The following is a 23,336-nucleotide window of genomic DNA, read 5'->3' as shown; positions in this document are numbered from 1 at the left end:
AACGGCCGCCTTCACGTCGAGTCGGGGATCGGTTGACGCCTGTCGCTATCCGCCGCTGCCGCCGATCACGGCGCGAATGGTCTCGTCGGGCCCGAAGTCTTCGGCGCCGTCGACATAGAGCAGCGCGGCGAGCTTCGAGCGCGCGCGATTGACGCGACTCTTGATCGTGCCGACCGCACAGCCGCAGATCGAGGCCGCGTCCTCATAGGAGAAGCCGGAGGCGCCCACCAGGATGAGCGCTTCGCGCTGGTCCTGCGGAAGCTTCTCGAGCGCGCCGCGAAACTCCTCGAACTCGAGATGGGCGTTCTGCGAAGGCTGCGTCTTCAGCGTCTTGGCATAGTTGCCTTCGGCATCCTCCACCTCCCGCCGCCGCTTGCGATAGTCGGAGCGGAACAGGTTACGCAGGATCGTGAACAGCCATGCCGGCAGGTTCGAGCCGGGCTGAAACGAATCGATGTTGGCGAGCGCACGCAACAGCGTTTCCTGCACCAGATCGTCGGCGCGGTCCGCATTGCCGCTTAGCGAAATCGCGAACGCGCGCAAACTGGGCACGGCCGCGAGGATGTCGTCACGCAGGGAGTCCGTGAGAGGCATTAATCCCTCCCATTGTTGTTGTCGTTGGAGCCCCCGTCGTCTTCCACTTGGGGTGCGCCTCCCGGCGCATCAAGCTTCTTGATCAGTTCCGCGAACCGGTCCGGAACCCCCTGCCGTACTACGTCGTCGTACATGGCGCGCAGCTGGTGCCCGATCCGGGACTGAATCTCCGGAGTTAGGCCTCCCTTGCCGGGGGTCGTGCTTTTGCTGACTTGAGACTTGAGATCTTTCATGACCTGTTCCACGTTTCCCCGAGTTAAGTAACTGTAAAATCGAGAAGTTCTCTCAACCGGGAGCCGTTCCCTGGACGAGTTCAATTCCAGGTTCGACAAAAAGTTCCCGGATCAAGGGAACTTTTCTCATTCTGGGGCGTCATCAGCCCCAGTAGGGGAACCCGGGCCTCCCCTCGCAGTTCCAGATTTTCAAGGTTGGCCCGAATGAATGGAGTGGGGATGTCCCGTTCGCAGCTTGTTGCTGAACACTTGCCGTTGTTGCGCCGGTATGCGCGCGCCCTGACGGGCAGCCAGGCCTCCGGTGACGCCTATGTCGCAGCCATGTTGGAAGCCATGCTGGGGGATCCTTCGGTGCTCGACGAGAGCCACGGGCCACGAGCCGGCCTGTTCCGGTTGTTCACCCAGATCTGGAATTCGGTGTCGGTCAATGACGACGCCGAAGTGGCGACGCTGCCGATGCCGCCGGAGCGCCGGCTCTCGAACATCACGCCGCTGCCGCGGCAGGCGTTCCTGCTGCTCTCGCTCGAGGGATTTTCGGAAGAGGAAGTCGCCTACGTGCTCGGCACCGACGTCGCCGAGACTCGGCGGCTTGCCGACGCCGCGGGACGCGAGATGGCGGCCGAGATCGCCACCGACGTGCTGATTATCGAGGACGAGACCTTCATCGCCATGGACCTCGAGAGCCTGGTGAAGAACCTCGGCCACAATGTCGTCGGCGTCGCGCGCACCCATGCCGACGCGGTGGCGCTGGCCAAGAACAAGCGTCCGGGCCTGATCCTGGCCGATATCCAGCTCGCCGACGGCTCGTCAGGCCTCGACGCCGTCAACGAGCTGCTGAAGACGTTCGAGGTGCCGGTGGTGTTCATCACCGCCTATCCCGAGCGCTTCCTGACCGGCGAGCGACCCGAGCCGGCGTTCCTGATCTCAAAACCGTTCCAGCCCGCGATGGTGTCTGCTGTGGCGAGCCAGGCCCTGTTCTTCCAGCGCAACTCGCGCAACCGCGCGCCCAAGGCGCCGGCGGCGTAAACAAGGCACTATTTGGCGAATTAGCCGATCCGGCGTGCTGCAAGGCACGCCGGATTTTTCTTGTCCGCTTGCGCGCTTGACGGCCATCGAATTCGCCGCTCATACCTCGTGCATTGCCCAATCGGAGATGTGCCCATGGACCAAGCGCTGCTCGACCGCCTCGCGATCCGCGACCTCGTCGAAAATTGGGCGGTGTGGCGCGACGCCGGCGACTGGGAACGCTTTGCGACCGTCTGGCACGACGAGGGCTGGATGTCCGCCACCTGGTTTCAGGGGCCGGCGCGGGATTTCATGCGCGTCAGCCAGGAGGGATTTGCTAGGGGCGTGCGCATCCTGCATTTCCTCGGCGGCACCAGCATCGACCTCGCCGGCGAGCGGGCCATCGCACAAACCAAGATGACGATCTCGCAGCGTGCCCCGGTGCATGACGTGGTTTGCGACGTCGTCTGCACCGGCCGCTTCTACGATTTCCTGGAGAAGCGGCATGACCAATCAGGTATTGGCCATTGGGGCATCGTCCGCCGCCAGCCGATCTACGAGAAGGACCGGATCGACCCGGTCGATCCTGCCGCGACACTGCGCCTCGATCAGAATGCGCTCGCCGCGCTGCCCGAAGGCTACCGCCATCTCGCCTACATGCAGGAGTTGATCGGCTACCAGGTCAAGCGCGACATGCCGGGCCTCACCGGACCGGAGGTCGAGAAGCTCTATGGTAAAGGGCGGGAGTGGTTGGCGGGGAAAGCGAAGTAGACGCCAGACAAAAGTAAGGCGCGACTGGCATCACCACAGTCGCGCCCTACGCCGCCGGCTTATGGGGCAGGGGGGAATAGCCGGCTGTTGAGACGACTCGCACGCCACGGAGTCGTTCCAGGTTGTTGCAAAATTTTTCGCCCCGCCTGCGATATTTCGCACACGGTTAAGTGATCTTAACGGCTGAGAACTTGCGGTCGTCTCCTTGCGTTGTTCCCGTGATCGCCATGGGGCGAGGGATCGACAGCCATGTCACAGATTTACAAAGCATTTTTCGGTGCAGTCGCGATCACCTTCGCGCTCGGCGCTGCTCAGCTGGCCTCCGGCCACGATCTGGCCGACCGCTGGCAGGCCGTCGCCGACAAGGCCGACAAGCCCGGCCATAACGTCAATCGCTCCGGCAAGTCCGACCGGCTCGCCGATCTCAAGCAGGGAGTTCCCTCCCGCACCGTGTCGATGCGGCTGAACGACCTAGCCGATACGTCGGTGCTGCTGCGGGTCCCGGCGGTGATCGAGACCGGCAATGCCAAGTCGCCGGCGCTGCTCAAGGATCAGAAGCTGGGCCGTAACAAGCCAACCATCGCCTGCGAGCCGATGGTCAGCTCCCTGACCGAAGTGGCAAAACTGCTGCAGCCGGGCCGCTGCGTGACCTGATCCGCGGCGGCCGTGGAAAAATCGTCCTCCTGTCCGGGGGCGATGGTTCACGTCCACTTGATCCCCAATCCCCTCGCGTTATATCCCGGGTTTCTTCCCCTTTTGATTGACCGGGTAAACGCATGACGACGTCCGATACCGCTGCGCATACGCAGCCATTCCAGGCCGAGGTTTCCGAGCTGCTGCACCTCATGGTGCACTCGGTCTATTCCGAGACCGATATTTTCCTGCGGGAACTCGTCTCCAACGCCTCGGATGCCTGCGACAAGCTGCGCTACGAGGCCATCGCCAATCCGGCCCTGCTCGGCGAGGGCGACGCCCTCAAGATCCGCATCATTCCGAACAAGGCGGCTGGAACGCTCACGATCGCCGACAACGGTATCGGCATGGAGCGGCAGGAGCTGATCGACCATCTTGGCACCATCGCGCGCTCCGGCACCAAGGCCTTCGTCTCGAAGCTGAAGGAGGCCAAGGAAGGCCTCGGCCTGATCGGCCAGTTCGGCGTCGGCTTCTATTCCGCCTTCATGGTGGCCGAGAGGATCGTGGTGCTCAGCCGCCGCGCCGGCGAGAGCGACGTCTGGACCTGGACGTCATCCGGCGGCTCCGGTTTCGAGATTGCACGGGCCAGCGACGAGGACGCAGCGCGCGTGGCGCGCGGCACCGAGATCGTCCTGCACTTGAAGGACGACGCGAAGAAGTATCTCGAGGCCTACGAGATCGAGCGCATCATCAGTGCCTATTCCGACAACATTCTCTTCCCGATCGAGCTCGTGCCGGAAGAGGGCGAACCACGCCAGATCAATTCGGCGAGCGCGCTGTGGCAGCGCTCGAAATCCGAGTTGACGCCGGAGGACTACAAAAAGGCATATCAGCAGATCGCGTCCGCCTTCGACGATCCTGCGATGACGCTGCACTATCGCGCCGAGGGCCGTTATTCCTACGCCGTGTTGCTGTTTGCACCGTCGACCAAGCCGTTCGACCTGTTCGAGCCCTCGCGCAAGGGGCGCGTCAAGCTCTATGTCCGCCGCGTCTTCATCACCGACGATGCCGATCTGCTGCCGGGGTACTTGCGCTTCATCCGCGGCGTCGTCGACAGCGAGGATCTGCCGCTCAACATCTCGCGCGAGATGCTGCAGAACAATCCGCAGCTCGCGCAGATCCGCAAAGCCGTGGCGACGCGTCTCGTGTCCGAGCTGGAAAGCCTCGCCGACAAGGACCCGGAGAATTTTACCAGGATATGGGACGCTTTTGGCGCGGTGCTGAAGGAAGGCATCTACGAGGATTTTGAGCGCCGCGAAAAGCTGCTCGCGCTGTCGCGCTTCACCACCACCACGGGCGAGAAGCGCTCGCTGAAAGACGTCGTCGCCGGGTTTAAGCCGAACCAGACCGAGATCTACTACCTCGTCGGCGACAGCATCGAGCGGCTGAAGTCCAATCCGCGGCTGGAAGCTGCGACCGCGCGCGGCATCGAGGTGCTGCTGCTGTCCGATCCCGTCGACGCGTTCTGGACCTCGATGCCGACGGAATTCGACGGCAAGCCGATGAAGTCGCTGAGCCAGGGCGATCTCAATCTCGACCTGATCCCGCGCACCGACGAGACGGACGAGACCAAAAAGGACGAGCCGGCGGCGGATGAAGCCGCCACCATCGCTGTGATCAAGGCGGCGCTCGGCGAGCGTGTGACCGACGTCAAGGCCTCAACGCGCCTCACCAGTTCGGCCTCCTGCCTCGTTGCCGACAGCCAGGGTCCGAGCCGCGAGCTCGAGCGCATCCTGTCGCAGCAGAACCGCGGCATGCGCACCAGGCCGATCCTCGAGATCAATCTGCGCCACCCGATGGTCACGGCGATCACCAGGGCGCAGGCCGGCTCCAGGGACGTCGACGATCTCAGCCTGCTCCTGCTCGAACAGGCGCAGATTCTGGACGGCGAGCTGCCGGAGGACCCCGCCGCGTTTGCCTCACGGTTGAACCGGCTGGTCTTGCAGGGACTCGGCGGATAGCGTCATCTGGCGCAGTCGTCATGCCCCGGCCTGACGACTGCGCGCGAGGCGCAAAGGCCGTGACGGGGGCGACAACGCCAATTGGTCGCGTCCATGCGGTGGATCACGCACCCACTCACCTTGCCGTCATATGGTTCCGGGAACAGTCGCCTCCGGCGTGGTGTTGTGCCATAGGAGGCGGTCGGCACCAGTTCCGCCGACGCCATCGATTCGAGGATGTTTCCATGCGCTTGCCGATCCTGACCCTCACCGCGATTGCCACGCTGTTCGTCGCGGCAGACGCCAGCGCCCAGACCTATGATCCGCGCTATCCGGTGTGCATGCACGTCTACTCGCCGGGTGGCTGGGGCGGGGGCGGCGACTATTACGACTGCTCATTTACCTCGATCCCGCAGTGCCGTGCGACGGCTTCGGGCCGCTCCGCGAGCTGCGACGTCAATCCCTATTACGCCTTCGACGAACCGCCGCCGGCCCCGCGCCGTCGTCACAAGAAAGAGCACTAGCGGTCGGCGATGCGGCGTCTCGGGATGTTTTTCAAGCGTTGTTCCTTCAGTCTGGCCATGATCGCCGGTGTATTGCTCGCGGCTACACCGTCGCATGCGCAGACCTTCGACCCCCGCTATCCCGTCTGCATGCACGTCTATTCCGGCGCGAGCGGCGGCGGCGGGGAGTGGTACGACTGCTCCTTCACCTCGCTGCCGCAGTGCCGCGCCACCGCGACAGGCCGCGCCGCGACCTGCGATCTCAATCCTTATTATCCGGTCTATGTACCGCGCCCGCACGGCAGGAGACGTGGTTAGCGCCGGGGCCACCGTCCGCAAGCTACTCCTTCCTGATCCCCGACAGCTCCACCACCTTGCGCCAGCGGTCGGTCTCCGCCGTCAGCATGCTGCCGAACTCGCCAGCATTGCCATGCAGCGGGATTGCGCCGAGTTCGGCGACGCGGGCCTTGATCTCGGCGTCGGACAGCGCAGTGTCGATCTCGCGATTGAGCAAGTCGACGATCTCGCGCGGCGTGTCGTGCGGCGCGCCGACGCCGTAGAATGAACTCGTCTCATAGCCTGGAAGTGTCTCGGCGATCGGCGGCACGTCGGGCAGAATCTCCGAGCGGTCGCGCGTGGTCACGCCGAGTGCGCGGAGCTTGCCGGCGCGCACCAGCTCGAAGGACGAGGTGACGTTGTCGAACATGCCCTGGATCTGGCCGCTCACGACGTCGGTCAATCCCGGCGCCGAGCCGCGATAGGGTACGTGGGCGAACTGCACGCCGGCCATCGACTTGAACAGCTCGCCCGAGAGATGCAGCGACGTGCCGATGCCGGAGGAGGCGATCGACATCTTGCCGGGATTGGCCTTGGCGTAGGCGACGAAGTCGGCGACGGTCTTCACCGGTAGGTCGCTGTTGACGACCAGTACCAGCGGAATCCGGGCGACACCCGCGACCGGCGCGATGCCCTTGGCGAAATCATACGGCAGTGCCGGATCGAACGAGGCGTTGATCGCATTGGCGGTCGAGGTCAGCAGCAGCGTGTAACCGTCGGGCGCGGACGTGATCACCGCTTGTGTCCCGATGTTGCTGCCGGCGCCAGGCTTGTTCTCGACCACGAAGGTCTGGCCGAGCCGGTCGGACAAGCGCTGGCACAGCAGCCGCGACAGCACGTCGGTCGCGCCGCCCGCCGCATAAGGCACCACCCACTTCACGCTGCGCGAGGGATAGGAGGGATTGCCGATCGCAAATGCGCGCGGCGCGGCGAACGCCGTTGCGACAAAAGCCGCGGTCTGAAGGAAATGGCGTTTGGTGATCATCCGCGTCTCCGCTCCCGCTGCACCGCTCGTAGAAGGAATGGAAGGTGAGCGCAGCATTCGGCCTCGTCGCTTCGCTATCGCAAGAATCGCGACAGACCGCACGCCGATCCCGTCGGCTTGGTAAAGGATGACTGGAGTTAATCGTGCACTAACCGGCTTTTACCTTGTCTCTTAACATCTGGGCAGGGCGCGCGGATTAGACTACCGCAATCAGCAGGCACGTTCCGAAAGAATGAACGACATGACCACCGGCGTCATCGAGCAACCGAAAGCCGCGCGCGCTCCCTCGGCATCGAAGATCTGGCTGACGGCGATCGAACTCACCGCGCGCATCGAAACGCTGCCGGGCCGCTTGTTCGCCGACGTCGTCGACGATTGGGCGCGGCGCCAGCCCGACCGCATCGCGCTGATCACGGACGACGCAAGCCTCGACTATGACAGGCTCGCCAAACGTATCAACCGTTACGCGCGCTGGGCGCGCTCGGTGGGCGTGGCCAAGGGCGATACTGTCGGCCTGATCATGCCGAACGGCATCGACTATGTCGCCGCCTGGCTCGGCATCAGCCGCGTCGGCGGCGTGGTGGCGCTGCTCAACACGAAGCTGGTGGGACAGTCACTCGCGCATTGCATCGACGTCGTGGCGCCCTCGCATCTCATCGTCGCACATGATCTGGCGGAAACGCTGGAGAGCGCGAAGCCGCATCTGAAGACCGAAGCAAAAATCTGGACCCATGGCGATGCCCGCAGCGAGCGGGCCATCGACGTTGCGCTCGCAGCGCTCGACGATGCTCCGCTTTCACCGGACGAGCATGGCGACGTCACGATCAACGACCGCGCCCTGCTGATCTATACATCCGGAACCACCGGTCTGCCGAAAGCGGCCAGCATCAGCCATCGCCGCATTCTCAACTGGGGTTTCTGGTTCGCCGGCCTCACCGGAGCCACGCCGCAGGACCGGCTCTATGATTGTCTGCCGCTGTTCCACTCGGTCGGCGGGATCGTCGCGCCGTGCAGCATGCTGGCCGCCGGCGGCTCGGTCGTGATCGCGGAAAAATTCTCGGCCTCGAACTTCTGGCCGGATATCGTGCGGCATGACTGCACGCTGTTCCAGTATATCGGCGAGCTCTGCCGCTATTTGCTGAAGGCGCCGCCGTCGGAGTACGAGAACCGACATCGTTTGCGTCTCGTCTGCGGCAACGGCCTGCGCGGCGACATTTGGGAGGATTTCCAGACCCGCTTCGCCATTCCGCGCATCCTCGAATTCTATGCCGCAACCGAGGGCAATTTCTCGCTGTTCAACGTCGAGGGCCAGCCCGGGGCGATCGGCCGCATCCCGCCGCTGCTCGCGCATCGTTTTCCGGCGAGCCTCGTCAGGCTCGATCCCGACAGCGGCGCGCCGCTGCGCAATCGAGATGGCCTTTGCATCGCCTGCACCCGCGGCGAGGCCGGCGAAGCCGTCGGCCGCATCGGTTCCGCGGACCAGGGTGGTGGCCGCTTCGAGGGCTACACCGATGCCGGCGAGACCGAGAAGAAAATCCTGCGCGACGTCTTCGCCAAGGGGGATGCCTGGTTTCGCACCGGCGATCTGATGCGGATCGACGATAAGGGCTTCTTCCATTTCGTCGATCGCATCGGCGACACGTTTCGCTGGAAGGGCGAAAATGTCGCGACGTCCGAGGTCAACGACGCGGTGCGCGACTTCACCGGCGTGGTCGACGCCACCACCTATGGCGTCAGCATTCCCGGCACCGACGGCCGCGCCGGCATGAGCGCGATTGTTGTCAACGAGGGTTTTGACATCGCAGCGCTACCTGCGCATCTCGCGCGACGTCTGCCGGCCTACGCCCGCCCCGTCTTCGTTCGCCTCTCGCGCGAACTCGATGCGACCGAGACATTCAAGCAGAAAAAGGGTGATCTCGCTCGCGAGGGATTTGATCCCGGTTCGATCGTCGATCCGCTGTTCATGCTCGATCCAAGATCCGGCGTCTATGCAATACTGACTTCCGAGGCCTACGCGCAGATCGTCGACGGTGCGGTCAGGCTGTAGCCCGACCTAAAATCCGGAGATAGGTCCAATTTTATCTGAATTGTCCAAGAAGGCATTTACCTCTGTCCGGTAAACAGACGGCCATGGGGAGGCGGTCATCAAGAGCCGCCGCAAGAGATACGATCAATTAACAAAGCAAGAGCGAGCCAGCTATGTCGGTAAGGTCTAAGGTCATCGAGGCGATCCAGCAGATCGCCAAGGAGCAGCACGTCACGCTTCCCGCCCTCTCGGACGATCTGTCCCTGCATGAGACCGGGTTCGACTCGCTCGCCTTCGCGATCCTGGTGGCGCGCCTCGAGGACGAAACCGGCGTCGACCCCTTCACCATTTCCGAGGACGCAGCGTTCCCCGCCACCGTGGGCGATTTCGTGCGGGCCTACGAAAATGTCCCCGCGTGAGATCTTTGCGCTTCGCGACCACCTCGGCGCGGAGCTGACGGGCCGCACGCTGTCGGACGCGCACGATTGCGTGTCGCTGACAGACATCCTCTTGCAGACGGTCCTGGGTGGCCGCCTGCGTGAGCTGTCCGGCCGCGCGGTGCTGCTCAAGCTGTCCGACCAGCTCCGTTCCGGGCTTGCCATGATCGAGCTCGACGGCATCGCCCGCCGCATGCTGCTCTGCCCGCCCGATCTCAATCCGGCGCATCTCGACGCGCTGATCGCCGATGCCGGGATCGATGCCGTCGTCACCGACGAGCCCGATCGCTGGGCCGCGACCGGCGTGCCGCTGATCGTCACCGCGCAATTGCCGCTTCAAGTCACCGCGCCGGCCACGACCGAGCGCGCCACCGAATGGCTGATGCTCACCTCGGGCACGTCAGGCGTGCCGAAAATCGTCGGCCATACGCTGGACGCACTCACCGGCGCGATCGTCGCCGAAGGCCCCGCGCGTGGACCCGCGCCGGTATGGGCGACGTTCTACGACATCCGCCGCTATGGCGGCCTGCAGATCTTCCTCCGCGCCATTCTCTCGGGCGGCTCGATGGTGTTGTCCGATCCGCATGAAGCACTCGCCGACCACGTCGCGCGGTTGAATGCGCGCGGCGTCTCGCACATCTCGGGAACGCCGTCGCACTGGCGCAAGCTCCTGATGAGCGGGTCGGCCGCGCACTTCAGGCCGGGCTACGTTCGCCTCTCCGGCGAAATCGCCGACCAGGCGGTGCTCGACGGCCTGAAGGCCGCATTCCCCAATTCCTCCGTTGGCCATGCCTATGCCTCGACCGAGGCCGGCGTCGGCTTCGCGGTCAATGACGGGCTGGAGGGCTTTCCAGCGAATTATCTCGGCAACCGCAATGGCGTGGAGATGAAGGTCGTCGACGGCTCGCTGCGCATCCGCTCGACGCGCACGGCGCACGCCTACATCGGCCGCAACGCCGCCGCGCTCACCGATGACGACGGATTTGTCGACAGCGGCGACATCGTCGAATTGCGCTGCGATCGCTATTATTTCGTCGGCCGCCGCGGCGGTATCATCAACATCGGTGGATTGAAGGTCCATCCCGAAGAGATCGAGGCGGTGATCAACCGCCATCCCGACGTGCGGATGTCGCGGGCGAAATCACGCCGCAGTCCGATCACCGGCGGCATCGTCGTCGCCGACGTGATCCTTGCCGACGGCACCGAGCCGGCGCGGGCGAAGGACATCCGCGACCAGATCCTGGATCAGTGTCGCGCGCAGCTCGCCTCGCACAAGGTGCCGGCGGTGATCCGCTTCGTCGAGAAGCTCGACGTCACTCCGGCCGGCAAACTGGCGCGCACCGATGCATAATGTTCTCGTCACCGGCGGCAGCCGCGGTATTGGGCTGGCAATCGGCAAGCGCCTCGTCGGTGCCGGCTACAATGTCATCGCAGCGGCGCGACGCGAGAGCGACGAGCTCAAGGCCGCGATCGCCGAAGCCGAGGGTCGGCTGCATTTCCGTGCTTGCGACCTTACGGTGATCGATGCGATCCCGGCATTCGCAAAACTCGTGCGCGACGAGTTCGGCGCGATCTACGGCCTCATCAACAATGCCGGCCTCGGCACCGAAGGCCTGCTCGCCACCATGCACAATTCCGAGATCGAGGCGCTGGTGCAGCTCAATGTGCTGTCGCCGATCATCCTCACGAAATACGTCGTGCGGCAGATGATGGCCGATGGCGCCGGTCGTATCATCAACATCTCGTCGATCATCGCAACCACCGGCTACAATGGCCTGTCCGTCTACGGCGCGACCAAGGCTGCCGCGACCGGCTTCACCCGCTCGCTCGCGCGCGAGGTGGGCAAGCTCGGCATCACCGTGAATGCGATCGCGCCGGGGTTCATCGACACCGAGCTGACGCACAATCTCTCAGACGAGAGCCGCAAGCGCATCGCCGGCCGTAGCGCGCTACGCCGCCTGCCGGAGACCGACGACGTCGCACGCATGGTGGAATATCTGCTCGGCGAAGGCGGCCGCAACGTGACCGGCACGGTGTTCACGATCGATGCGGGGAACACGGCGTAATTGGAACTTGCGCCGCTACAATTGCGTTGATCCGGCGCAATGACATCAAGCCGGATTTGGTCGTAAGATATTTTGCACTCGATTGGATTACGTCAATCGATCTGCCCTAATTGACAGGGAGCAGTGCATGGCCACGCAACACATGACCGCTTCAAATGAACGCCGGACAGAGCAGGCTCGCACCAAGCCGAGCGATGTTCTTTGCCCGCCGATGACGCATTAGAACTCCGGCAGTCACGGCCATGAAATGTATCCGCAACAATTCGTGCACCTGGTCGGTTGCCATGACGCTTGCCTTGAGGCCTTGCGCAAGCGCGAGGACGAGAGGCTGCACTAAGGCTCACGTCTGCTGCTTTGGCAGGTCAATCCGTTCGTGCAGGAATTCCGGCGGGCCCTCGGTGAGGCGGCGGATGCGGCGTTCACGCTCGTCCGTGGGCAATGCCGGATCGAGCAGGCCCTCGATTTCGTGCACCGCGATCTCCTCGATCCGCGTGGCGTCCGATGCTATGGGATGTGCCGATGCCGGGGGAGCAGGCGAAATCTTCAGACCCAACTCGACCAGCTTGCAGATCGCCTCCGAGCGCGACAGCTGATGGGCTTCAGCCCAGCCATCGATCGCCGCGGTCAGTCCTTCCGGCATCTTCACTGCGCTGATCGGGTCATGCCCCGTGCGCCGGCGGACCGGAGCTGTGGAGCCCTTGTTGCCAAAGTCGGGCACTTCGATCATCCCGCGTAACCCCCTGGAGATCGTCTAACTCTAGTGGCTCTCGCGGCCGGCTCTTTGACGTCGATCAATGACAGGCTGCGGCATTGCGGCGCGCTGCGATCTTGTTGTCCGGGCCCGTTTCGGCCAATGATGACAGGGCGGCCGGCGAACCCGGATCGATCCTGCCACGTATCTTGCTTCTCGCATCGATCTGGACTTGCTTCCCAACCATCCGGCATCACCCGATGACTTCAGGCGAATCCTTCTACGGCGGCATTCCCGTCTTCCGCGGCTTCACCAGCCTGATGGACCCCGCGCTCTATGCTCCGCTGCCGGACGACTGGAGCATCGGCGTGGCGGACATCGTCGATTCCACCAAGGCGATCGTGGCGCAGCGCTACAAGGCGGTCAACATGGCCGGCGCGGCCGTGATCGCAGCGGTGACCAATGCGCTGGAGGGGCGGGAATTCCCCTTCGTGTTCGGCGGCGACGGCGCGAGCTTCGCGGTCGCGCCTTCCGATATCGAGCCGGCCCGCGAGGCACTTGCCGCAACCGCGACCTGGGTGCGGGAGGATCTCGACCTGAAGATGCGGGTCGCGATGGTGCCGGTGGGAGCGATCCGCGCGCAGGGCCTCGACGTGCGCATCGCGCGCTTCGGTCCGTCGGCCAATTTGTCCTATGCGATGTTCTCCGGCGGCGGCCTCGCCTGGGCCGATGCCGCCATGAAGCGCGGCGAGTTCGCGGTCAACGAGGCGCCCGCCGGCACGCAGCCCGATCTCTCCGGCCTCTCCTGCCGCTTCGAGGTGATCCCGGCCGCGCGCGGCCTGATTCTGTCGGTGCTGGTGATGCCGGCGCGCGGCGCCGACCCTGCTGCCTTCCGCAAGGTGATCGAGGACATCATCCATCTGGTCGAGCGCAGCCCGGATGGCGGCCGCCCGGTGCCGGCGCAGGGGCCGCCGTTGAAATGGCCCCCGCAGGGGCTGGACTTCGAGGCCCGCACCAAGCGCGGCGGTTCGCTGCTCGCGCGTCGCGCCAGCGTGTTGGCCTACACGCTGTTCGTCTATCTGATCATGCGTTTCGACCTCAACGTCGGGGGCTTCGTGCCAAACGTCTACAAGCGTCAGGTGGTCGAAAATTCAGACTTCCGCAAATATGACGACGGCCTGCGCATGATCCTCGACTGCACTCCGCAGCTCGAACGCGCGCTGAGCGACCGCCTTGCGGCGGCCGCGCGCGACGGCATCGTGCATTATGGACTCTACCAGCAGGACGCCGCGATGATGACCTGCTTCACGCCCTCGGCGCTGCGGAGCGACCACGTGCATTTCATCGATGGCGCGCGGGGCGGCTACGCCTCGGCAGCGACGGCGCTGAAGGCAATGATGGCGTGACGTGTCAGCGTCCCGCGCGCGTCCAGGTCTCGCCGCCGCAGAGCGCGCCGACGCAGCCTTCGACCCGCAGCGCATCCGCCGATGTCACGCTGACGCTGCTCGCATAGGTACTGCCGTCGTCCGCATTGTAGATCTGGCCCGACCATTTGTTCGGACCCGATGGCTGCATGCCGCTGAACAGCGGCATGCCGATCATCGGGCGCTTGGCGAGCGCGGGATTGGGATTCTTGCTGTCGGTGGCGAGCTGGCCGGTCGCGGTGTCGTGGGGCTCGCGCAGCCAGACGATGTGGCCGCAGATGCCGCCGCCGCATTTGCTGACCTTGACGCGGGCATCGCCCGCCTGTGTCAGCCAGATCCCGTCAGCGCTCTGCGCATGGGCGGCCGTCGCGCCGAGCAGCGCGGCCAGAATGACGGAGAAGATAGCGAATCTGCGGAGCATGGAGGGAGCCTCGAAAAATGGAGGCGCCTCCATAGCAGTCCAGCAGGATAGTGCAACGCTGGATGGAATCACATTGCCGCGCTTATTTGCCTGCGCTCATTTGCCCCAGCGTACGAAGGCGACCGAAGCCGCGGTCGAGAGTCCGAACACGACCATGGCGCCGCCGACCAGCGCAAACAAAGTCCAGGCCGGCGCCTGCGCCATCATGAGGCCGACGCCGCCGATCGCGACGATCAGAAGCCGCGCGGTGGAGGCGAGCACGGGCCCGCCGACGCGGGCAGCGCCCTGCGAGGAGAAATACAGCGACACGCCCATGCCGAAGAACACGAAGGCCGGCCCGGCCCAGTGGAAATAGCTGTGCGCGGCGGCGGTGACGCCCAGATCGTTCGTGAAGAGCGAGACCCACAACGCGGGATCGAGCGCGATCACGAGTCCGATCAGGCCGACCGTGAGCCCGGAGGCCGCGGCCGCGGTCCAGGCCACGCGCCGCGCGCGCTTGATCTGCCCCGCGCCCATCGCCATGCCGACCATCGGCACCGAGGCGATGCCGAAGGCGAAGGTGATCGGGATCAGCAGAAATTCCAGCCGCGAGCCGATGCCGTAGCCGGCCAGCATCTCGGTGCCGAAGGTCGCCAGGATCTTGGTGAAGATCAGGATGGTCAGCACGGTCTGCAGCGGCGACAGGCAGGCGACCGCGCCGACCTTGAGAATGTCCAGGAACATCGCGCGCTCGAAGTGGAAGGCGCGGACGTTGAGCGATAGCCGGCTGCGGCCGGACAGGAGATACCAGAGGAAGAAGACCGCGGCGCAACTGAACGCGATCAACTGGCCGGCGGCGACACCAGGCATGCCGAATTGCGGCACGCCGAACAGACCGAGCCCGAGCGTGCCGCCGAGCGCGATCTGGAGCGTGCTCGCCCCGATCAGAATCATCGAGGGCAGCCGCATGTCCCCCGTGCCTCGGATCACCGAAGCGAGCGTATTGACGAGCCAGATCGCGACCGCGCCGGAGAACAGCACTTGCGAATAGCCGCTGGCTTCCTCGAGCACGCGCTCGCGGCCGCCGAGCAGCGCGAAGAACGAGCGGCCGAAAGCGAGCATCGTCACCGTGAAGAAGAGGCCGCCGCAGAGGCCGATGATCGCAGCATGCAGCGCCAGCGTCGCGGCGCGGTCGCGGTCTCCGGCCCCGAGCGCACGGCTGATCGCAGACGACACGCCGCCGCCCATCGCGCCCGCGCTCATCATCTGCGTCAGCATCGCGAATGGAAACACCAGCGCGATGGCGGCAAGCGGGATGGTGCCGAGGCGACCGATGTAGGAAGTCTCGGCGATCGCGACCAGCGTGCTGCCGACCATGGCGACCATGTTGGGAATCGCGAGCCGCAGCAGCGTCGGTAGGATCGGCGCCGTCAGAAGGCTGGCGATGGGGGAGGCGACCGGTGCGCGCGGCGGGACGGTGTCTGCGGAGGCGTCGATCGTCATGTTCACCGCGCGGAATATTGGATGATGATCGACATACTACAGGGCGCGCCTCTCCGGCACCAGCCCTCCGGTCACGCAGGGCTCACCACGGCAGGCCGCATAGGTCGACGATGCCCAGCGTCGGCGCCCGGACGATGTTGAAGACGTAGGGCGCCATATGGTCGAAGCGGATCCGCCCCTCCGGCTGCTCGCAATAGACCTCACCCTTGAAGGGCAGCCAGCTCCGGGTTTCGTAGAACGTAAAATTGTGTGGTTCGCAGAACAGCAGTGCGAAGCGCACCGCCTCGTTGGCCCGCATGGTGTGCACCGCCGCGTCGATCGCCACGGTCGCATAGCCGCGACCGCGCTGGTCCTCGCGGGTGCAAACACCGCCGATGCCGCCGATATGGACCTTTTGCCCGTTCCAGGTAGCGGTGCGGAAGTAGATGCCGACATGGCAGACGAGGCCGTCCTCGGGCGTCTCGATCAGCACGCGCAGATCGGCATTGGCCCATTTGACGTGAGCCCAGGGCTTGTCCGCAACCTGTTGCGGGCCCCAGACCGCCTGATGCAGAGGCTCGGCGATCCGCCACGAGGCGTCGCCGTTCAGAATGTCGATTTCGATGCTCATTGTTCTTTCTTTCGCATCTGCGCGTGGTGTGTCCCTTCTGTCATAAGCGCCTCAAAGGCAATGATATTTTCCGGCCCCTCTTAAAGCGCCCCACATACCTGCGCCGATTTTATGCAATCCGACCCAGCCGACGCATCACGTGTTTTCGCAAATTCGCGGTATTTAACGGCAGCGGAACCTTCTATAAGAGTCCCCGTTAAGCTAGTTCCCCATCAGTCGCGGACAACATCCCATGACCTTTACGCTCCCCCCACTCCCTTACGCCTATGACGCCCTCGGCCAGTTCATGTCGAAGGAGACGCTGGAATTCCACCACGACAAGCATCATCAGGCCTACGTCACCAACGGCAACAACGCGCTCAAGGGGACCGAATGGGAAGGCAAGTCCCTTGAGGAGATCGTCAAGGGCTCGTTCGGCAAGAACCCGGCCGTGTTCAATAACGCCGGCCAGCACTACAACCACATCCACTTCTGGAGCTGGATGAAGCCCAATGGCGGCGGCACCAAGCTGCCGGGCAAGCTCGAGAAGAAGATCAACGAAGACCTCGGTGGCTTCGAGAAGTTCAAGACCGACTTCCAGGCGGCTGGCGTCGGCCAGTTCGGCTCCGGCTGGGCCTGGCTCCAGGTCAAGAACGGCAAGCTCGAAATCGCCAAGACCCCGAACGGCGAGAATCCGCTGGTGCACGGCGCCACTCCGATCCTCGGCGTGGACGTCTGGGAGCACTCCTACTACATCGACTATCGCAATCGCCGTCCCGACTATCTCAAGGCGTTCGTCGAGAACCTCGTGAACTGGGAATACGTCGAGTCCCTGTTCGACAAGGCGTAAGTTTTACTCCGTCATTCCGGGGCGGCGCGTCAGCGCCGAGCCCGGAAGCCATCGGGCGTCATCCCGAATGGATGGATAGATTCCGGGCTCGCGCTTCGCGCGCCCCGGAATGACGAAGAGGCGGTCGCTCGCGCGGCCGCCTTTTTGCTGTGCGGAATTGAACGGCCGAGTCCTGCGCAATGCGCGCAAGGGTCTGTCATCCTACCGTTTGCATCGATGGGGCGCCGCCCTTAATCAGGACGGGCATCACCCTCGATCCGACCGAGCCATTTGTCAGACCCTTCCCCGAAAAATCCGGCGCCTGCCGACGACGCAGAGTCCGAGCCGCGACCGGGGCGTGTGCGCAAGCCGATCGGCTGGTCGACGATCATCATTGCGGCGCTGGTGGCGGTGAGCGCAGCTCTGGTCTGGCGGCGTGACGGCACCGACGGTGTCCTCGATATTCTGACCCACGACCTCTCGCTGTTCGGCGGTATCCTGCCGCGCGTGCTGGCCGGCTGCCTGCTCGGCGCGTTCATCTCCGAGATATTGCCGCACGAAAGAGTCTCGCGCTCGCTCGGGCCGAAATCCGGGTTGAGGGGCCTTTTGATCGGTACCGCGTTCGGCGCGATCCTGCCCGGCGGGCCCTTCACCGCCTATCCGGTGGCGAGCGCGCTGCTGGCGGTCGGCGCCGATTTCGGTGCCACCATCGCCATGGTCGTGAGCTGGACCCTGATCGGCTATGGCCGCGCGGTGGCCTGGGAAATCCCGATCATGGGCACTGATTTCACACTGTGGCGGATCGTCATCTCGCTGCCGCTGCCGGTGCTCGCCGGCGCGCTCGGCCGCTTCGTCTATGTCCGGCTCTATCCGAAGCGCGGCAGCGACGAGGATGCGGCATGAGCGCAGCGCTCCTGATCGACATCCTGTTGTGGGGCTCGGTGTTCGGCGTCGGCCTGATCGCCTTCCGCCGCGGCCCTCCGGTGTTCAAGGCCTCGCTACGCGAAGGCTCGATGGACTTCATCAACATCGTGCCCCGGATCGCGCTCGGCGTGATCGGCTCCGGCTATATCGCCGCCATCATCCCGCAGGAGGTGATCACCGGCTGGCTCGGGCCGGACAGCGGCTGGCTGGGCGTCGCAACCGCCGTGGTCGCCGGGGCGGCCACGCCCGGCGGCCCCGTGATCGGCTTTTCCATCGGCACGGTGGCGTTGAAGTCTGGCGGCGGGGTGCCCCAGGTGGTCGCTTATGTCGTGGCCTGGGCCCTGTTCGCTTTCCAGCGGGTAATTTTGTGGGAAATCCCGTTCATGCCGGCCCGTTTCGTCTGGTTCCGCTGCGCCGTGTCGGTGCCGTTCCCGTTCGTGGCGGCCGCGATCGCAATGGTGATCGGCAAGCCCTGAGCCAGCCGTGGACAGGGGTAATGTTATAATATAACGTCAATGGCATGGTTCCCGCCGCGTCCCCCGCCCATCCCCACGACCATGCCCATGGTCATTCCCAGGGTCACTTTCCTGACCACGCGCATTCGCATGGGCACGATCACAGCCACGCCCATGTCCACGACGCGGCCTCGCCGCATCCGGCCCAGGCCGCGCCTTGGTCGATCCTGCGCATGACCGTGGCCGGGCGCCTTTCGGCCGCGCTGGCCGTCTGTGCCGTGCTCTGGGGCGTGGTCTTCCTGGCGATGAGGTGATCATGGCGGCCGTGCATTTCCACAACGTCACGCTCGGCTACGACCGGCATCCGGCCGTGCACCACCTCAATGGCGAGGTCGCCTCCGGCGCGCTGGTCGCCGTGATCGGTCCGAACGGGGCCGGCAAGTCGACGCTGCTGCGCGGTATCGTCGGCATCCTCCGGCCGCTCGACGGCAGCATCCATCTCGGCGGGCTCGACTCCCGCGACATCGCCTATCTGCCGCAGAGCGCGGAGATCGACCGCAGCTTTCCCATCTCGGTGTTCGATTTCGTCGCGACCGGGCTGTGGCGGGCGACCGGCCTGTTCGGCGGCATCGGCAAGGCTGCGCGCGAAAAGATCCTCCGCGCGATCGCTTCCGTTGGCCTCAACGGCTTCGAGAACCGTCCCCTTGGCACGCTCTCGGGTGGGCAGATGCAGCGCGTGCTGTTTGCGCGCGTGCTGCTTCAGGATGCACGTCTGATCGTGCTCGACGAGCCTTTCAATGCCATCGACAGCAAGACCACGACCGACCTGCTTGCGCTGGTCAAGCACTGGCACGGCGAGGGCCGCACCGTGCTGGCCGCATTGCACGACATGGAGATGGTGCGCACCCATTTCAGCGAGACCCTGGTGCTGGCGCGCGGCCCCGTGGCCTGGGGACCGACGGCGGAGGTGCTGACCCCGGAGAACCTGATGGTCGCGATGCGGATGTGCGAAGCCTTCGACGACGGTGCCGCGGCCTGCGGGGCCGACGACGCCCGCTCGCAAGCGGCGTGACGTCAGATGGTCTATGACGCCCTGATCGGTCCGTTCACCGAATTCGAGTTCATGCGGCGGGCGCTCGCCGCCGTCATCGCGCTGTCGCTCGCCGGCGCGCCGATCGGCGTGTTCCTGATGCTGCGGCGGATGAGCCTCGTCGGCGACGCCATGGCGCATGCGATCCTGCCCGGTGCGGCCGTAGGCTTCCTGCTCTCCGGGCTCAATCTGTTCGCGATGACGGCCGGCGGCCTGATCGCCGGCTTTGCGGTGGCGATCCTCGCCGGCGTGGTCGCGCGCTCGACCGGGTTGAAGGAGGATGCGTCGCTTGCGACCTTTTATCTGGCCTCGCTGGCGCTCGGCGTGACCATCGTGTCGATCAAAGGCACCAATATCGACCTGTTGCACGTGCTGTTCGGCAACATCCTCGCGATGGACGACCAGACCCTGCTGGTGGTGGCCTTCAATGCCACCGTGACGCTGCTGGTGCTCGCGGTGATCTACCGTCCGCTGGTGATCGAGAGTGTGGATCCGCTATTCCTGCGGACCGTGAGCCGCGCCGGCGGCCCTGCGCATCTCGCCTTCCTCGCGCTCGTCGTCATCAACCTCGTCAACGGCTTTCAGGCACTCGGCACGTTGCTGGCGGTCGGCCTGATGATCCTGCCGGCCGGCATCGCGCGATTCTGGTCGCGCGATCTCACAATGATGATCTGCATCGCGGTGGTCGCCGCCACCGTCTCCGGCTATGCCGGCCTCGTGCTGTCGTTCCAGACCCGCGTGCCCTCCGGCCCTGCGATCATCCTGGTGGCGACCGTGCTCTACATCGTCTCGGTCCTGTTCGGCCGCGTCGGCGGCATCGTCCGCCAGTTGTTTCCCGGCCGGCATCTGGAGGCCTGACAGCGATGCGCTTCCTCGTGCTCCTCGCCTTGCTGCTGGTCGCTTCGCCGCTGCGCGCCGCGGAACGGCTCAACGTCGTCGCCAGCTTTTCCATTCTCGGCGATTTCGTCCGCACTATCGGCGGCGACCGGGTCAATGTGACGACGCTGGTCGGCCCCGATAGCGACGTCCACGTCTACACGCCCGCGCCAAGCGATGCGAAGCGGATCGCGGACGCAAAGCTCGTCATCGTCAATGGGCTCGGCCTCGAGGGCTGGTTGCCGCGGCTCGTGCAATCCTCCGGAGCCAGGGCGCAAGTGGTCACCGCGAGCGCCGGGATTACGCCCCTGAAGCTTGGTTCGGCCGTGGATCCCCACGCCTGGCAGTCCGTTCCCAACGTCAAAGTCTACGTCACCGACATCGCCAATGCGCTGGTCGCGGCCGATCCTGACGACGCGGAGTTCTTCCGCGCCCAGGCCAAGGCCTACCTGGAAAAGCTCGAAACGCTCGACCGTGAGGTTCGGGAAGCCGTGGCCAAGATCCCGCCGGAGCGCCGCAAGGTGATCTCCACCCACGACGCCTTCGGCTATTTCGCCGCCGAATACGGCGTCCAGTTCATCGCCCCCCTGGGCGTTTCCACGGAAACCGAGCCCAGCGCGCGGGACATCGCTGGTATCATCGGCCAGATCAAGGCCCAAAAAATCCCGGCGGTCTTCCTGGAAAATATCAGTGACGACCGGCTGATTCGGCGGATTGCGACCGAGACCGGGGTAAAGGTCGGCGGGACCCTGATTTCGGACGGTTTGACGGGTGAAAAGGGGCCTGCACCCACTTACATTGATATGGTCAGGCACAATATAAAGGCCCTGACCAGCGCGCTTGACCACTAGGGCAGGGGCCACCCCGCCTTGCGTCGCGCGGAAGCCCTACGTCCGGAGTTGTTATGTCTGAAGCGTCCCAGAAAATTCCCGTGACCGTCCTGACCGGCTATCTCGGTGCCGGCAAGACCACGCTGCTCAACCGCATCCTGTCGGAAAACCACGGCAAGAAATACGCCGTCATCGTCAACGAATTCGGCGAGATCGGCATCGACAACGACCTCATCATCGGCGCCGATGAGGAAGTGTTCGAGATGAACAACGGCTGCATCTGCTGCACCGTGCGCGGCGATCTCGTGCGCATCATGGATGGCTTGATGAAGCGCAAGGGCAAGTTCGACGCCATCATCGTCGAGACCACCGGGCTCGCCGATCCGGCGCCCGTCGCCCAGACCTTCTTCGTCGACGAGGACGTGCAGAAGAACGCCCGGCTCGACGCGGTCGTCACGGTTGCCGATGCCAAATGGCTGTCAGACCGGCTCAAGGATGCGCCCGAAGCCAAGAACCAGATCGCCTTTGCCGACGTCATCGTGCTCAACAAGACCGATCTCGTCACCAAGGCCGAGCTTGCCGAGGTCGAGGCCCGCATCCGCGCCATCAACCCCTATGCCAAGCTGCATCGCACCGAGCGCTGCTCGGTGGCGCTGGCCGACGTGCTCGACCGCGGCGCGTTCGACCTCGACCGCATTCTGGAGATCGAACCGGATTTCCTGGAGGCCGACGATCATGACCACGACCATGATCATCACGGCCACGACCATCATCACCACCATGATCACGGCCACGGCCTGAAGCATTATCACGACGAGGACATGCAGTCGCTGTCGCTCAAGTCCGACAAGCCGCTCGATCCGAACGTGTTCATGCCCTGGCTGCAGAACCTGGTGCAGGTCGAGGGCGGCAAGATCCTGCGCTCCAAGGGCATCTTGTCCTTCCACGACGACGACGACCGCTACGTCTTCCAGGGCGTCCACATGATGCTGGAGGGCGACCACCAGCGGAAGTGGAAGGACGGCGAGCCGCGCCAGAGCCGCCTCGTCTTCATCGGCCGCGAATTGCCCGAAGATCTCATTCGCAAGGGCTTCGAGAGCTGCATCGTCTCGTGATGAAAGAGTTTACGCCGGCCCCGGATTCAGCCTCGATCGTCTCCGTCACCGACCGCGTCAAGCCGGTCACGCTCGGCATGGGCGTGACATCGGTGCATTTCCTTGGGCCCCGCGCCGCCTTCGTCGGGGCCGAGGAAAACGTTGCGTTGGTCGATGCCAAGGGAGAGATCACCAAGGTCGCCGTGCACGGCGGCGGCATTCTGTCCACCGCCTCCGACGGCAAGCGCCTGATCATGGGCGGCGACGACGGCAAGGTCGTGTCGCTCGACGCAAAGGGCGAGGTGGCATTGCTTGCCACCGACCCGAAGCGGCGCTGGATCGACGCGGTCGCGCTGCATCCCGACGGAGCCTATGCCTGGTCGGCCGGGAAGTTCGCATTCGTCAAGAGCGGCAAGAATGAAGAGAAGTCGCTCGAGGTGCCCTCCACCGTCGGCGGCCTTGCGTTCGCGCCCAAGGGGCTGCGGCTGGCGATCGCGCACTACAACGGCGCGACGCTGTGGTTTCCGAACATGGCGGACTCGGCCGAATTCCTGCCCTGGGCCGGGTCGCATCTCGGCGTCACCTTCAGCCCGGACAACAAATTCCTCGTCACCACGATGCATGAGGCGGCGCTGCACGGATGGCGGCTCGCTGACAACCGTCACATGCGCATGACCGGCTATCCCGGCCGCGTCCGTTCGATGTCGTGGAGCGCGGGCGGCAAGGCGCTCGCGACCTCGGGCGCCGACACCGTGATCCTGTGGCCGTTCGCCAGCAAGGACGGCCCGATGGGCAAGGAGCCCGCGATGCTCGCGCCGCTGCAGGCGCGCGTCTCCGTGGTCGCCTGCCATCCGAAGAACGACATCTTCGCCGCCGGCTACAGCGACGGCACCGTGCTGATGGTGCGGCTGGAAGACGGCGCCGAGATCCTGGTCCGCCGCAACGGCACGCCGCCCGTCGCCGCGCTGGCGTGGAATGCCAAGGGTACGCTGCTGGCCTTCGCCGACGAGAATGGCGATGGCGGAATGCTGGAGCTTTAATC

Annotated in this window: 26 protein-coding genes; 19 read left to right on the top strand and 7 right to left on the bottom strand. The window is 64.8% G+C overall.

The window, feature by feature from the left end:
- Positions 1–45 precede the first annotated feature (45 nt).
- Positions 46–594, bottom strand: a complete 549-nt coding sequence (locus tag WHZ77_RS30065; protein ID WP_151644595.1) for a sigma-70 family RNA polymerase sigma factor — start codon at positions 592–594, stop codon at positions 46–48.
- On the bottom strand, positions 594–827 hold the full coding sequence (locus WHZ77_RS30060; protein ID WP_375311254.1) for a NepR family anti-sigma factor: 234 nt from the start codon (positions 825–827) through the stop codon (positions 594–596). Before WHZ77_RS30060 ends, WHZ77_RS30065 begins: the two co-directional genes overlap by 1 nt.
- A gap of 219 nt (positions 828–1,046) precedes the next feature.
- On the opposite strand from WHZ77_RS30060, the gene WHZ77_RS30055 reads away from it, so the two are divergent.
- From WHZ77_RS30055 to WHZ77_RS30030, 6 genes are all read left to right on the top strand, one after another.
- Positions 1,047–1,853 carry a response regulator gene (locus WHZ77_RS30055; RefSeq protein WP_162005992.1) on the top strand — a complete coding sequence of 269 codons (807 nt, stop codon included), beginning with the start codon at positions 1,047–1,049 and terminating at the stop codon, positions 1,851–1,853.
- Between the two features lie 135 nt (positions 1,854–1,988).
- Positions 1,989–2,603, top strand: a complete 615-nt coding sequence (locus WHZ77_RS30050; protein ID WP_375311253.1) for a nuclear transport factor 2 family protein — start codon at positions 1,989–1,991, stop codon at positions 2,601–2,603.
- Between the two features lie 249 nt (positions 2,604–2,852).
- Positions 2,853–3,257, top strand: a complete 405-nt coding sequence (locus WHZ77_RS30045) for a hypothetical protein (protein WP_375311252.1) — start codon at positions 2,853–2,855, stop codon at positions 3,255–3,257.
- A 122-nt stretch (positions 3,258–3,379) separates the two neighbouring features.
- Positions 3,380–5,257, top strand: a complete 1,878-nt coding sequence (gene htpG / locus WHZ77_RS30040) for a molecular chaperone HtpG (RefSeq protein ID WP_375311251.1) — start codon at positions 3,380–3,382, stop codon at positions 5,255–5,257.
- Positions 5,258–5,481: 224 nt separating this feature from the next.
- Positions 5,482–5,760 (top strand): DUF3551 domain-containing protein, encoded by a 279-nt coding sequence (locus tag WHZ77_RS30035; RefSeq protein WP_375311250.1) that lies wholly within the window; start codon positions 5,482–5,484, stop codon positions 5,758–5,760.
- Between the two features lie 57 nt (positions 5,761–5,817).
- Positions 5,818–6,057, top strand: a complete 240-nt coding sequence (locus WHZ77_RS30030; protein ID WP_375311249.1) for a DUF3551 domain-containing protein — start codon at positions 5,818–5,820, stop codon at positions 6,055–6,057.
- A 22-nt stretch (positions 6,058–6,079) separates the two neighbouring features.
- Here WHZ77_RS30030 and WHZ77_RS30025 read toward each other — a convergent pair whose 3' ends face one another.
- Positions 6,080–7,060 carry a Bug family tripartite tricarboxylate transporter substrate binding protein gene (locus tag WHZ77_RS30025; RefSeq protein WP_375311248.1) on the bottom strand — a complete coding sequence of 327 codons (981 nt, stop codon included), beginning with the start codon at positions 7,058–7,060 and terminating at the stop codon, positions 6,080–6,082.
- A gap of 232 nt (positions 7,061–7,292) precedes the next feature.
- Between WHZ77_RS30025 and WHZ77_RS30020 the strand changes: the two genes are divergently transcribed.
- The 4 genes from WHZ77_RS30020 (at position 7,293) to WHZ77_RS30005 (ending at position 11,589) form a co-directional block, all read left to right on the top strand.
- Positions 7,293–9,107, top strand: a complete 1,815-nt coding sequence (locus WHZ77_RS30020) for a long-chain-acyl-CoA synthetase (RefSeq protein ID WP_375311247.1) — start codon at positions 7,293–7,295, stop codon at positions 9,105–9,107.
- A 152-nt stretch (positions 9,108–9,259) separates the two neighbouring features.
- Positions 9,260–9,505, top strand: a complete 246-nt coding sequence (locus WHZ77_RS30015) for an acyl carrier protein (protein ID WP_015688794.1) — start codon at positions 9,260–9,262, stop codon at positions 9,503–9,505.
- A complete protein-coding gene (locus WHZ77_RS30010; RefSeq protein WP_375311246.1) occupies positions 9,492–10,874 on the top strand; it encodes a class I adenylate-forming enzyme family protein in 1,383 nt (460 codons plus the stop codon). The genes WHZ77_RS30015 and WHZ77_RS30010 overlap by 14 nt, the downstream gene beginning before the upstream one ends.
- Complete coding sequence (locus tag WHZ77_RS30005; RefSeq protein ID WP_375311245.1) at positions 10,867–11,589, top strand: SDR family NAD(P)-dependent oxidoreductase; 723 nt, start codon at positions 10,867–10,869, stop codon at positions 11,587–11,589. The genes WHZ77_RS30010 and WHZ77_RS30005 overlap by 8 nt, the downstream gene beginning before the upstream one ends.
- 340 nt (positions 11,590–11,929) lie before the next feature.
- On the opposite strand, the gene WHZ77_RS30000 is transcribed toward WHZ77_RS30005, so the two are convergent.
- Positions 11,930–12,316 carry a hypothetical protein gene (locus WHZ77_RS30000; RefSeq protein WP_375311244.1) on the bottom strand — a complete coding sequence of 129 codons (387 nt, stop codon included), beginning with the start codon at positions 12,314–12,316 and terminating at the stop codon, positions 11,930–11,932.
- A gap of 224 nt (positions 12,317–12,540) precedes the next feature.
- On the opposite strand from WHZ77_RS30000, the gene WHZ77_RS29995 reads away from it, so the two are divergent.
- A complete protein-coding gene (locus WHZ77_RS29995; protein WP_375311243.1) occupies positions 12,541–13,686 on the top strand; it encodes a DUF3095 domain-containing protein in 1,146 nt (381 codons plus the stop codon).
- Between the two features lie 4 nt (positions 13,687–13,690).
- Here the strand turns inward: WHZ77_RS29995 and WHZ77_RS29990 are convergent, their stop codons facing one another.
- From WHZ77_RS29990 to WHZ77_RS29980, 3 genes are all read right to left on the bottom strand, one after another.
- Positions 13,691–14,125, bottom strand: a complete 435-nt coding sequence (locus tag WHZ77_RS29990; RefSeq protein WP_375311242.1) for a DUF2147 domain-containing protein — start codon at positions 14,123–14,125, stop codon at positions 13,691–13,693.
- Positions 14,126–14,221: 96 nt separating this feature from the next.
- On the bottom strand, positions 14,222–15,607 hold the full coding sequence (locus tag WHZ77_RS29985; RefSeq protein ID WP_375311241.1) for an MATE family efflux transporter: 1,386 nt from the start codon (positions 15,605–15,607) through the stop codon (positions 14,222–14,224).
- An 82-nt stretch (positions 15,608–15,689) separates the two neighbouring features.
- On the bottom strand, positions 15,690–16,217 hold the full coding sequence (locus WHZ77_RS29980; protein ID WP_375311240.1) for a GNAT family N-acetyltransferase: 528 nt from the start codon (positions 16,215–16,217) through the stop codon (positions 15,690–15,692).
- Positions 16,218–16,449: 232 nt separating this feature from the next.
- Between WHZ77_RS29980 and WHZ77_RS29975 the strand changes: the two genes are divergently transcribed.
- The 8 genes from WHZ77_RS29975 to WHZ77_RS29940 all read left to right on the top strand — a co-directional run bounded on the left by WHZ77_RS29975 (position 16,450) and on the right by WHZ77_RS29940 (position 23,334).
- Entirely contained in the window at positions 16,450–17,046 is a 597-nt protein-coding gene (locus tag WHZ77_RS29975) for a superoxide dismutase (RefSeq protein WP_063985730.1), read from the top strand.
- Positions 17,047–17,316: 270 nt separating this feature from the next.
- Positions 17,317–17,928: a permease gene (locus WHZ77_RS29970; protein ID WP_375311239.1), complete on the top strand. Its 612-nt coding sequence runs from the start codon at positions 17,317–17,319 to the stop codon at positions 17,926–17,928.
- Complete coding sequence (locus WHZ77_RS29965) at positions 17,925–18,425, top strand: hypothetical protein (RefSeq protein ID WP_008138982.1); 501 nt, start codon at positions 17,925–17,927, stop codon at positions 18,423–18,425. The genes WHZ77_RS29970 and WHZ77_RS29965 overlap by 4 nt, the downstream gene beginning before the upstream one ends.
- A 295-nt stretch (positions 18,426–18,720) precedes the next feature.
- Complete coding sequence (locus WHZ77_RS29960; protein ID WP_375311238.1) at positions 18,721–19,476, top strand: metal ABC transporter ATP-binding protein; 756 nt, start codon at positions 18,721–18,723, stop codon at positions 19,474–19,476.
- Positions 19,477–19,482: 6 nt separating this feature from the next.
- Entirely contained in the window at positions 19,483–20,352 is an 870-nt protein-coding gene (locus WHZ77_RS29955; protein ID WP_375311237.1) for a metal ABC transporter permease, read from the top strand.
- 5 nt (positions 20,353–20,357) lie between these two features.
- Positions 20,358–21,221 carry a metal ABC transporter substrate-binding protein gene (locus WHZ77_RS29950; protein ID WP_375311236.1) on the top strand — a complete coding sequence of 288 codons (864 nt, stop codon included), beginning with the start codon at positions 20,358–20,360 and terminating at the stop codon, positions 21,219–21,221.
- 53 nt (positions 21,222–21,274) lie between these two features.
- Positions 21,275–22,315: a CobW family GTP-binding protein gene (locus WHZ77_RS29945; protein WP_375311235.1), complete on the top strand. Its 1,041-nt coding sequence runs from the start codon at positions 21,275–21,277 to the stop codon at positions 22,313–22,315.
- Positions 22,315–23,334 (top strand): WD40 repeat domain-containing protein, encoded by a 1,020-nt coding sequence (locus WHZ77_RS29940; RefSeq protein WP_375311234.1) that lies wholly within the window; start codon positions 22,315–22,317, stop codon positions 23,332–23,334. Before WHZ77_RS29945 ends, WHZ77_RS29940 begins: the two co-directional genes overlap by 1 nt.
- The last annotated feature ends 2 nt before the right edge of the window (positions 23,335–23,336 follow it).

This window comes from Bradyrhizobium sp. A5 (assembly GCF_042076515.1).
In the GTDB taxonomy this organism is placed as follows: domain Bacteria; phylum Pseudomonadota; class Alphaproteobacteria; order Rhizobiales; family Xanthobacteraceae; genus Bradyrhizobium; species Bradyrhizobium cosmicum.
This window is presented reverse-complemented; position numbering and strand designations above follow the sequence as displayed.

Coding starts and splice junctions, on each gene's coding strand:
- WHZ77_RS29995 (WP_375311243.1), top strand. CDS start 12,541: ATGACTTCAGGCGAATCCTTCTACGGCGGCATTCCCGTCTTCCGCGGC.
- WHZ77_RS29990 (WP_375311242.1), bottom strand. CDS start 14,125: ATGCTCCGCAGATTCGCTATCTTCTCCGTCATTCTGGCCGCGCTGCTC.
- WHZ77_RS29950 (WP_375311236.1), top strand. CDS start 20,358: ATGCGCTTCCTCGTGCTCCTCGCCTTGCTGCTGGTCGCTTCGCCGCTG.
- WHZ77_RS29940 (WP_375311234.1), top strand. CDS start 22,315: ATGAAAGAGTTTACGCCGGCCCCGGATTCAGCCTCGATCGTCTCCGTC.
- WHZ77_RS30010 (WP_375311246.1), top strand. CDS start 9,492: ATGTCCCCGCGTGAGATCTTTGCGCTTCGCGACCACCTCGGCGCGGAG.
- WHZ77_RS29945 (WP_375311235.1), top strand. CDS start 21,275: ATGTCTGAAGCGTCCCAGAAAATTCCCGTGACCGTCCTGACCGGCTAT.
- WHZ77_RS29980 (WP_375311240.1), bottom strand. CDS start 16,217: ATGAGCATCGAAATCGACATTCTGAACGGCGACGCCTCGTGGCGGATC.
- WHZ77_RS29985 (WP_375311241.1), bottom strand. CDS start 15,607: ATGACGATCGACGCCTCCGCAGACACCGTCCCGCCGCGCGCACCGGTC.
- WHZ77_RS30015 (WP_015688794.1), top strand. CDS start 9,260: ATGTCGGTAAGGTCTAAGGTCATCGAGGCGATCCAGCAGATCGCCAAG.
- WHZ77_RS30030 (WP_375311249.1), top strand. CDS start 5,818: ATGATCGCCGGTGTATTGCTCGCGGCTACACCGTCGCATGCGCAGACC.
- WHZ77_RS30055 (WP_162005992.1), top strand. CDS start 1,047: ATGTCCCGTTCGCAGCTTGTTGCTGAACACTTGCCGTTGTTGCGCCGG.
- WHZ77_RS30060 (WP_375311254.1), bottom strand. CDS start 827: ATGAAAGATCTCAAGTCTCAAGTCAGCAAAAGCACGACCCCCGGCAAG.
- WHZ77_RS30065 (WP_151644595.1), bottom strand. CDS start 594: ATGCCTCTCACGGACTCCCTGCGTGACGACATCCTCGCGGCCGTGCCC.
- htpG (WP_375311251.1), top strand. CDS start 3,380: ATGACGACGTCCGATACCGCTGCGCATACGCAGCCATTCCAGGCCGAG.
- WHZ77_RS29960 (WP_375311238.1), top strand. CDS start 18,721: ATGGCGGCCGTGCATTTCCACAACGTCACGCTCGGCTACGACCGGCAT.
- WHZ77_RS30050 (WP_375311253.1), top strand. CDS start 1,989: ATGGACCAAGCGCTGCTCGACCGCCTCGCGATCCGCGACCTCGTCGAA.
- WHZ77_RS30045 (WP_375311252.1), top strand. CDS start 2,853: ATGTCACAGATTTACAAAGCATTTTTCGGTGCAGTCGCGATCACCTTC.
- WHZ77_RS29955 (WP_375311237.1), top strand. CDS start 19,483: ATGGTCTATGACGCCCTGATCGGTCCGTTCACCGAATTCGAGTTCATG.
- WHZ77_RS30025 (WP_375311248.1), bottom strand. CDS start 7,060: ATGATCACCAAACGCCATTTCCTTCAGACCGCGGCTTTTGTCGCAACG.
- WHZ77_RS30020 (WP_375311247.1), top strand. CDS start 7,293: ATGAACGACATGACCACCGGCGTCATCGAGCAACCGAAAGCCGCGCGC.
- WHZ77_RS30035 (WP_375311250.1), top strand. CDS start 5,482: ATGCGCTTGCCGATCCTGACCCTCACCGCGATTGCCACGCTGTTCGTC.
- WHZ77_RS30000 (WP_375311244.1), bottom strand. CDS start 12,316: ATGATCGAAGTGCCCGACTTTGGCAACAAGGGCTCCACAGCTCCGGTC.
- WHZ77_RS30005 (WP_375311245.1), top strand. CDS start 10,867: ATGCATAATGTTCTCGTCACCGGCGGCAGCCGCGGTATTGGGCTGGCA.
- WHZ77_RS29965 (WP_008138982.1), top strand. CDS start 17,925: ATGAGCGCAGCGCTCCTGATCGACATCCTGTTGTGGGGCTCGGTGTTC.
- WHZ77_RS29975 (WP_063985730.1), top strand. CDS start 16,450: ATGACCTTTACGCTCCCCCCACTCCCTTACGCCTATGACGCCCTCGGC.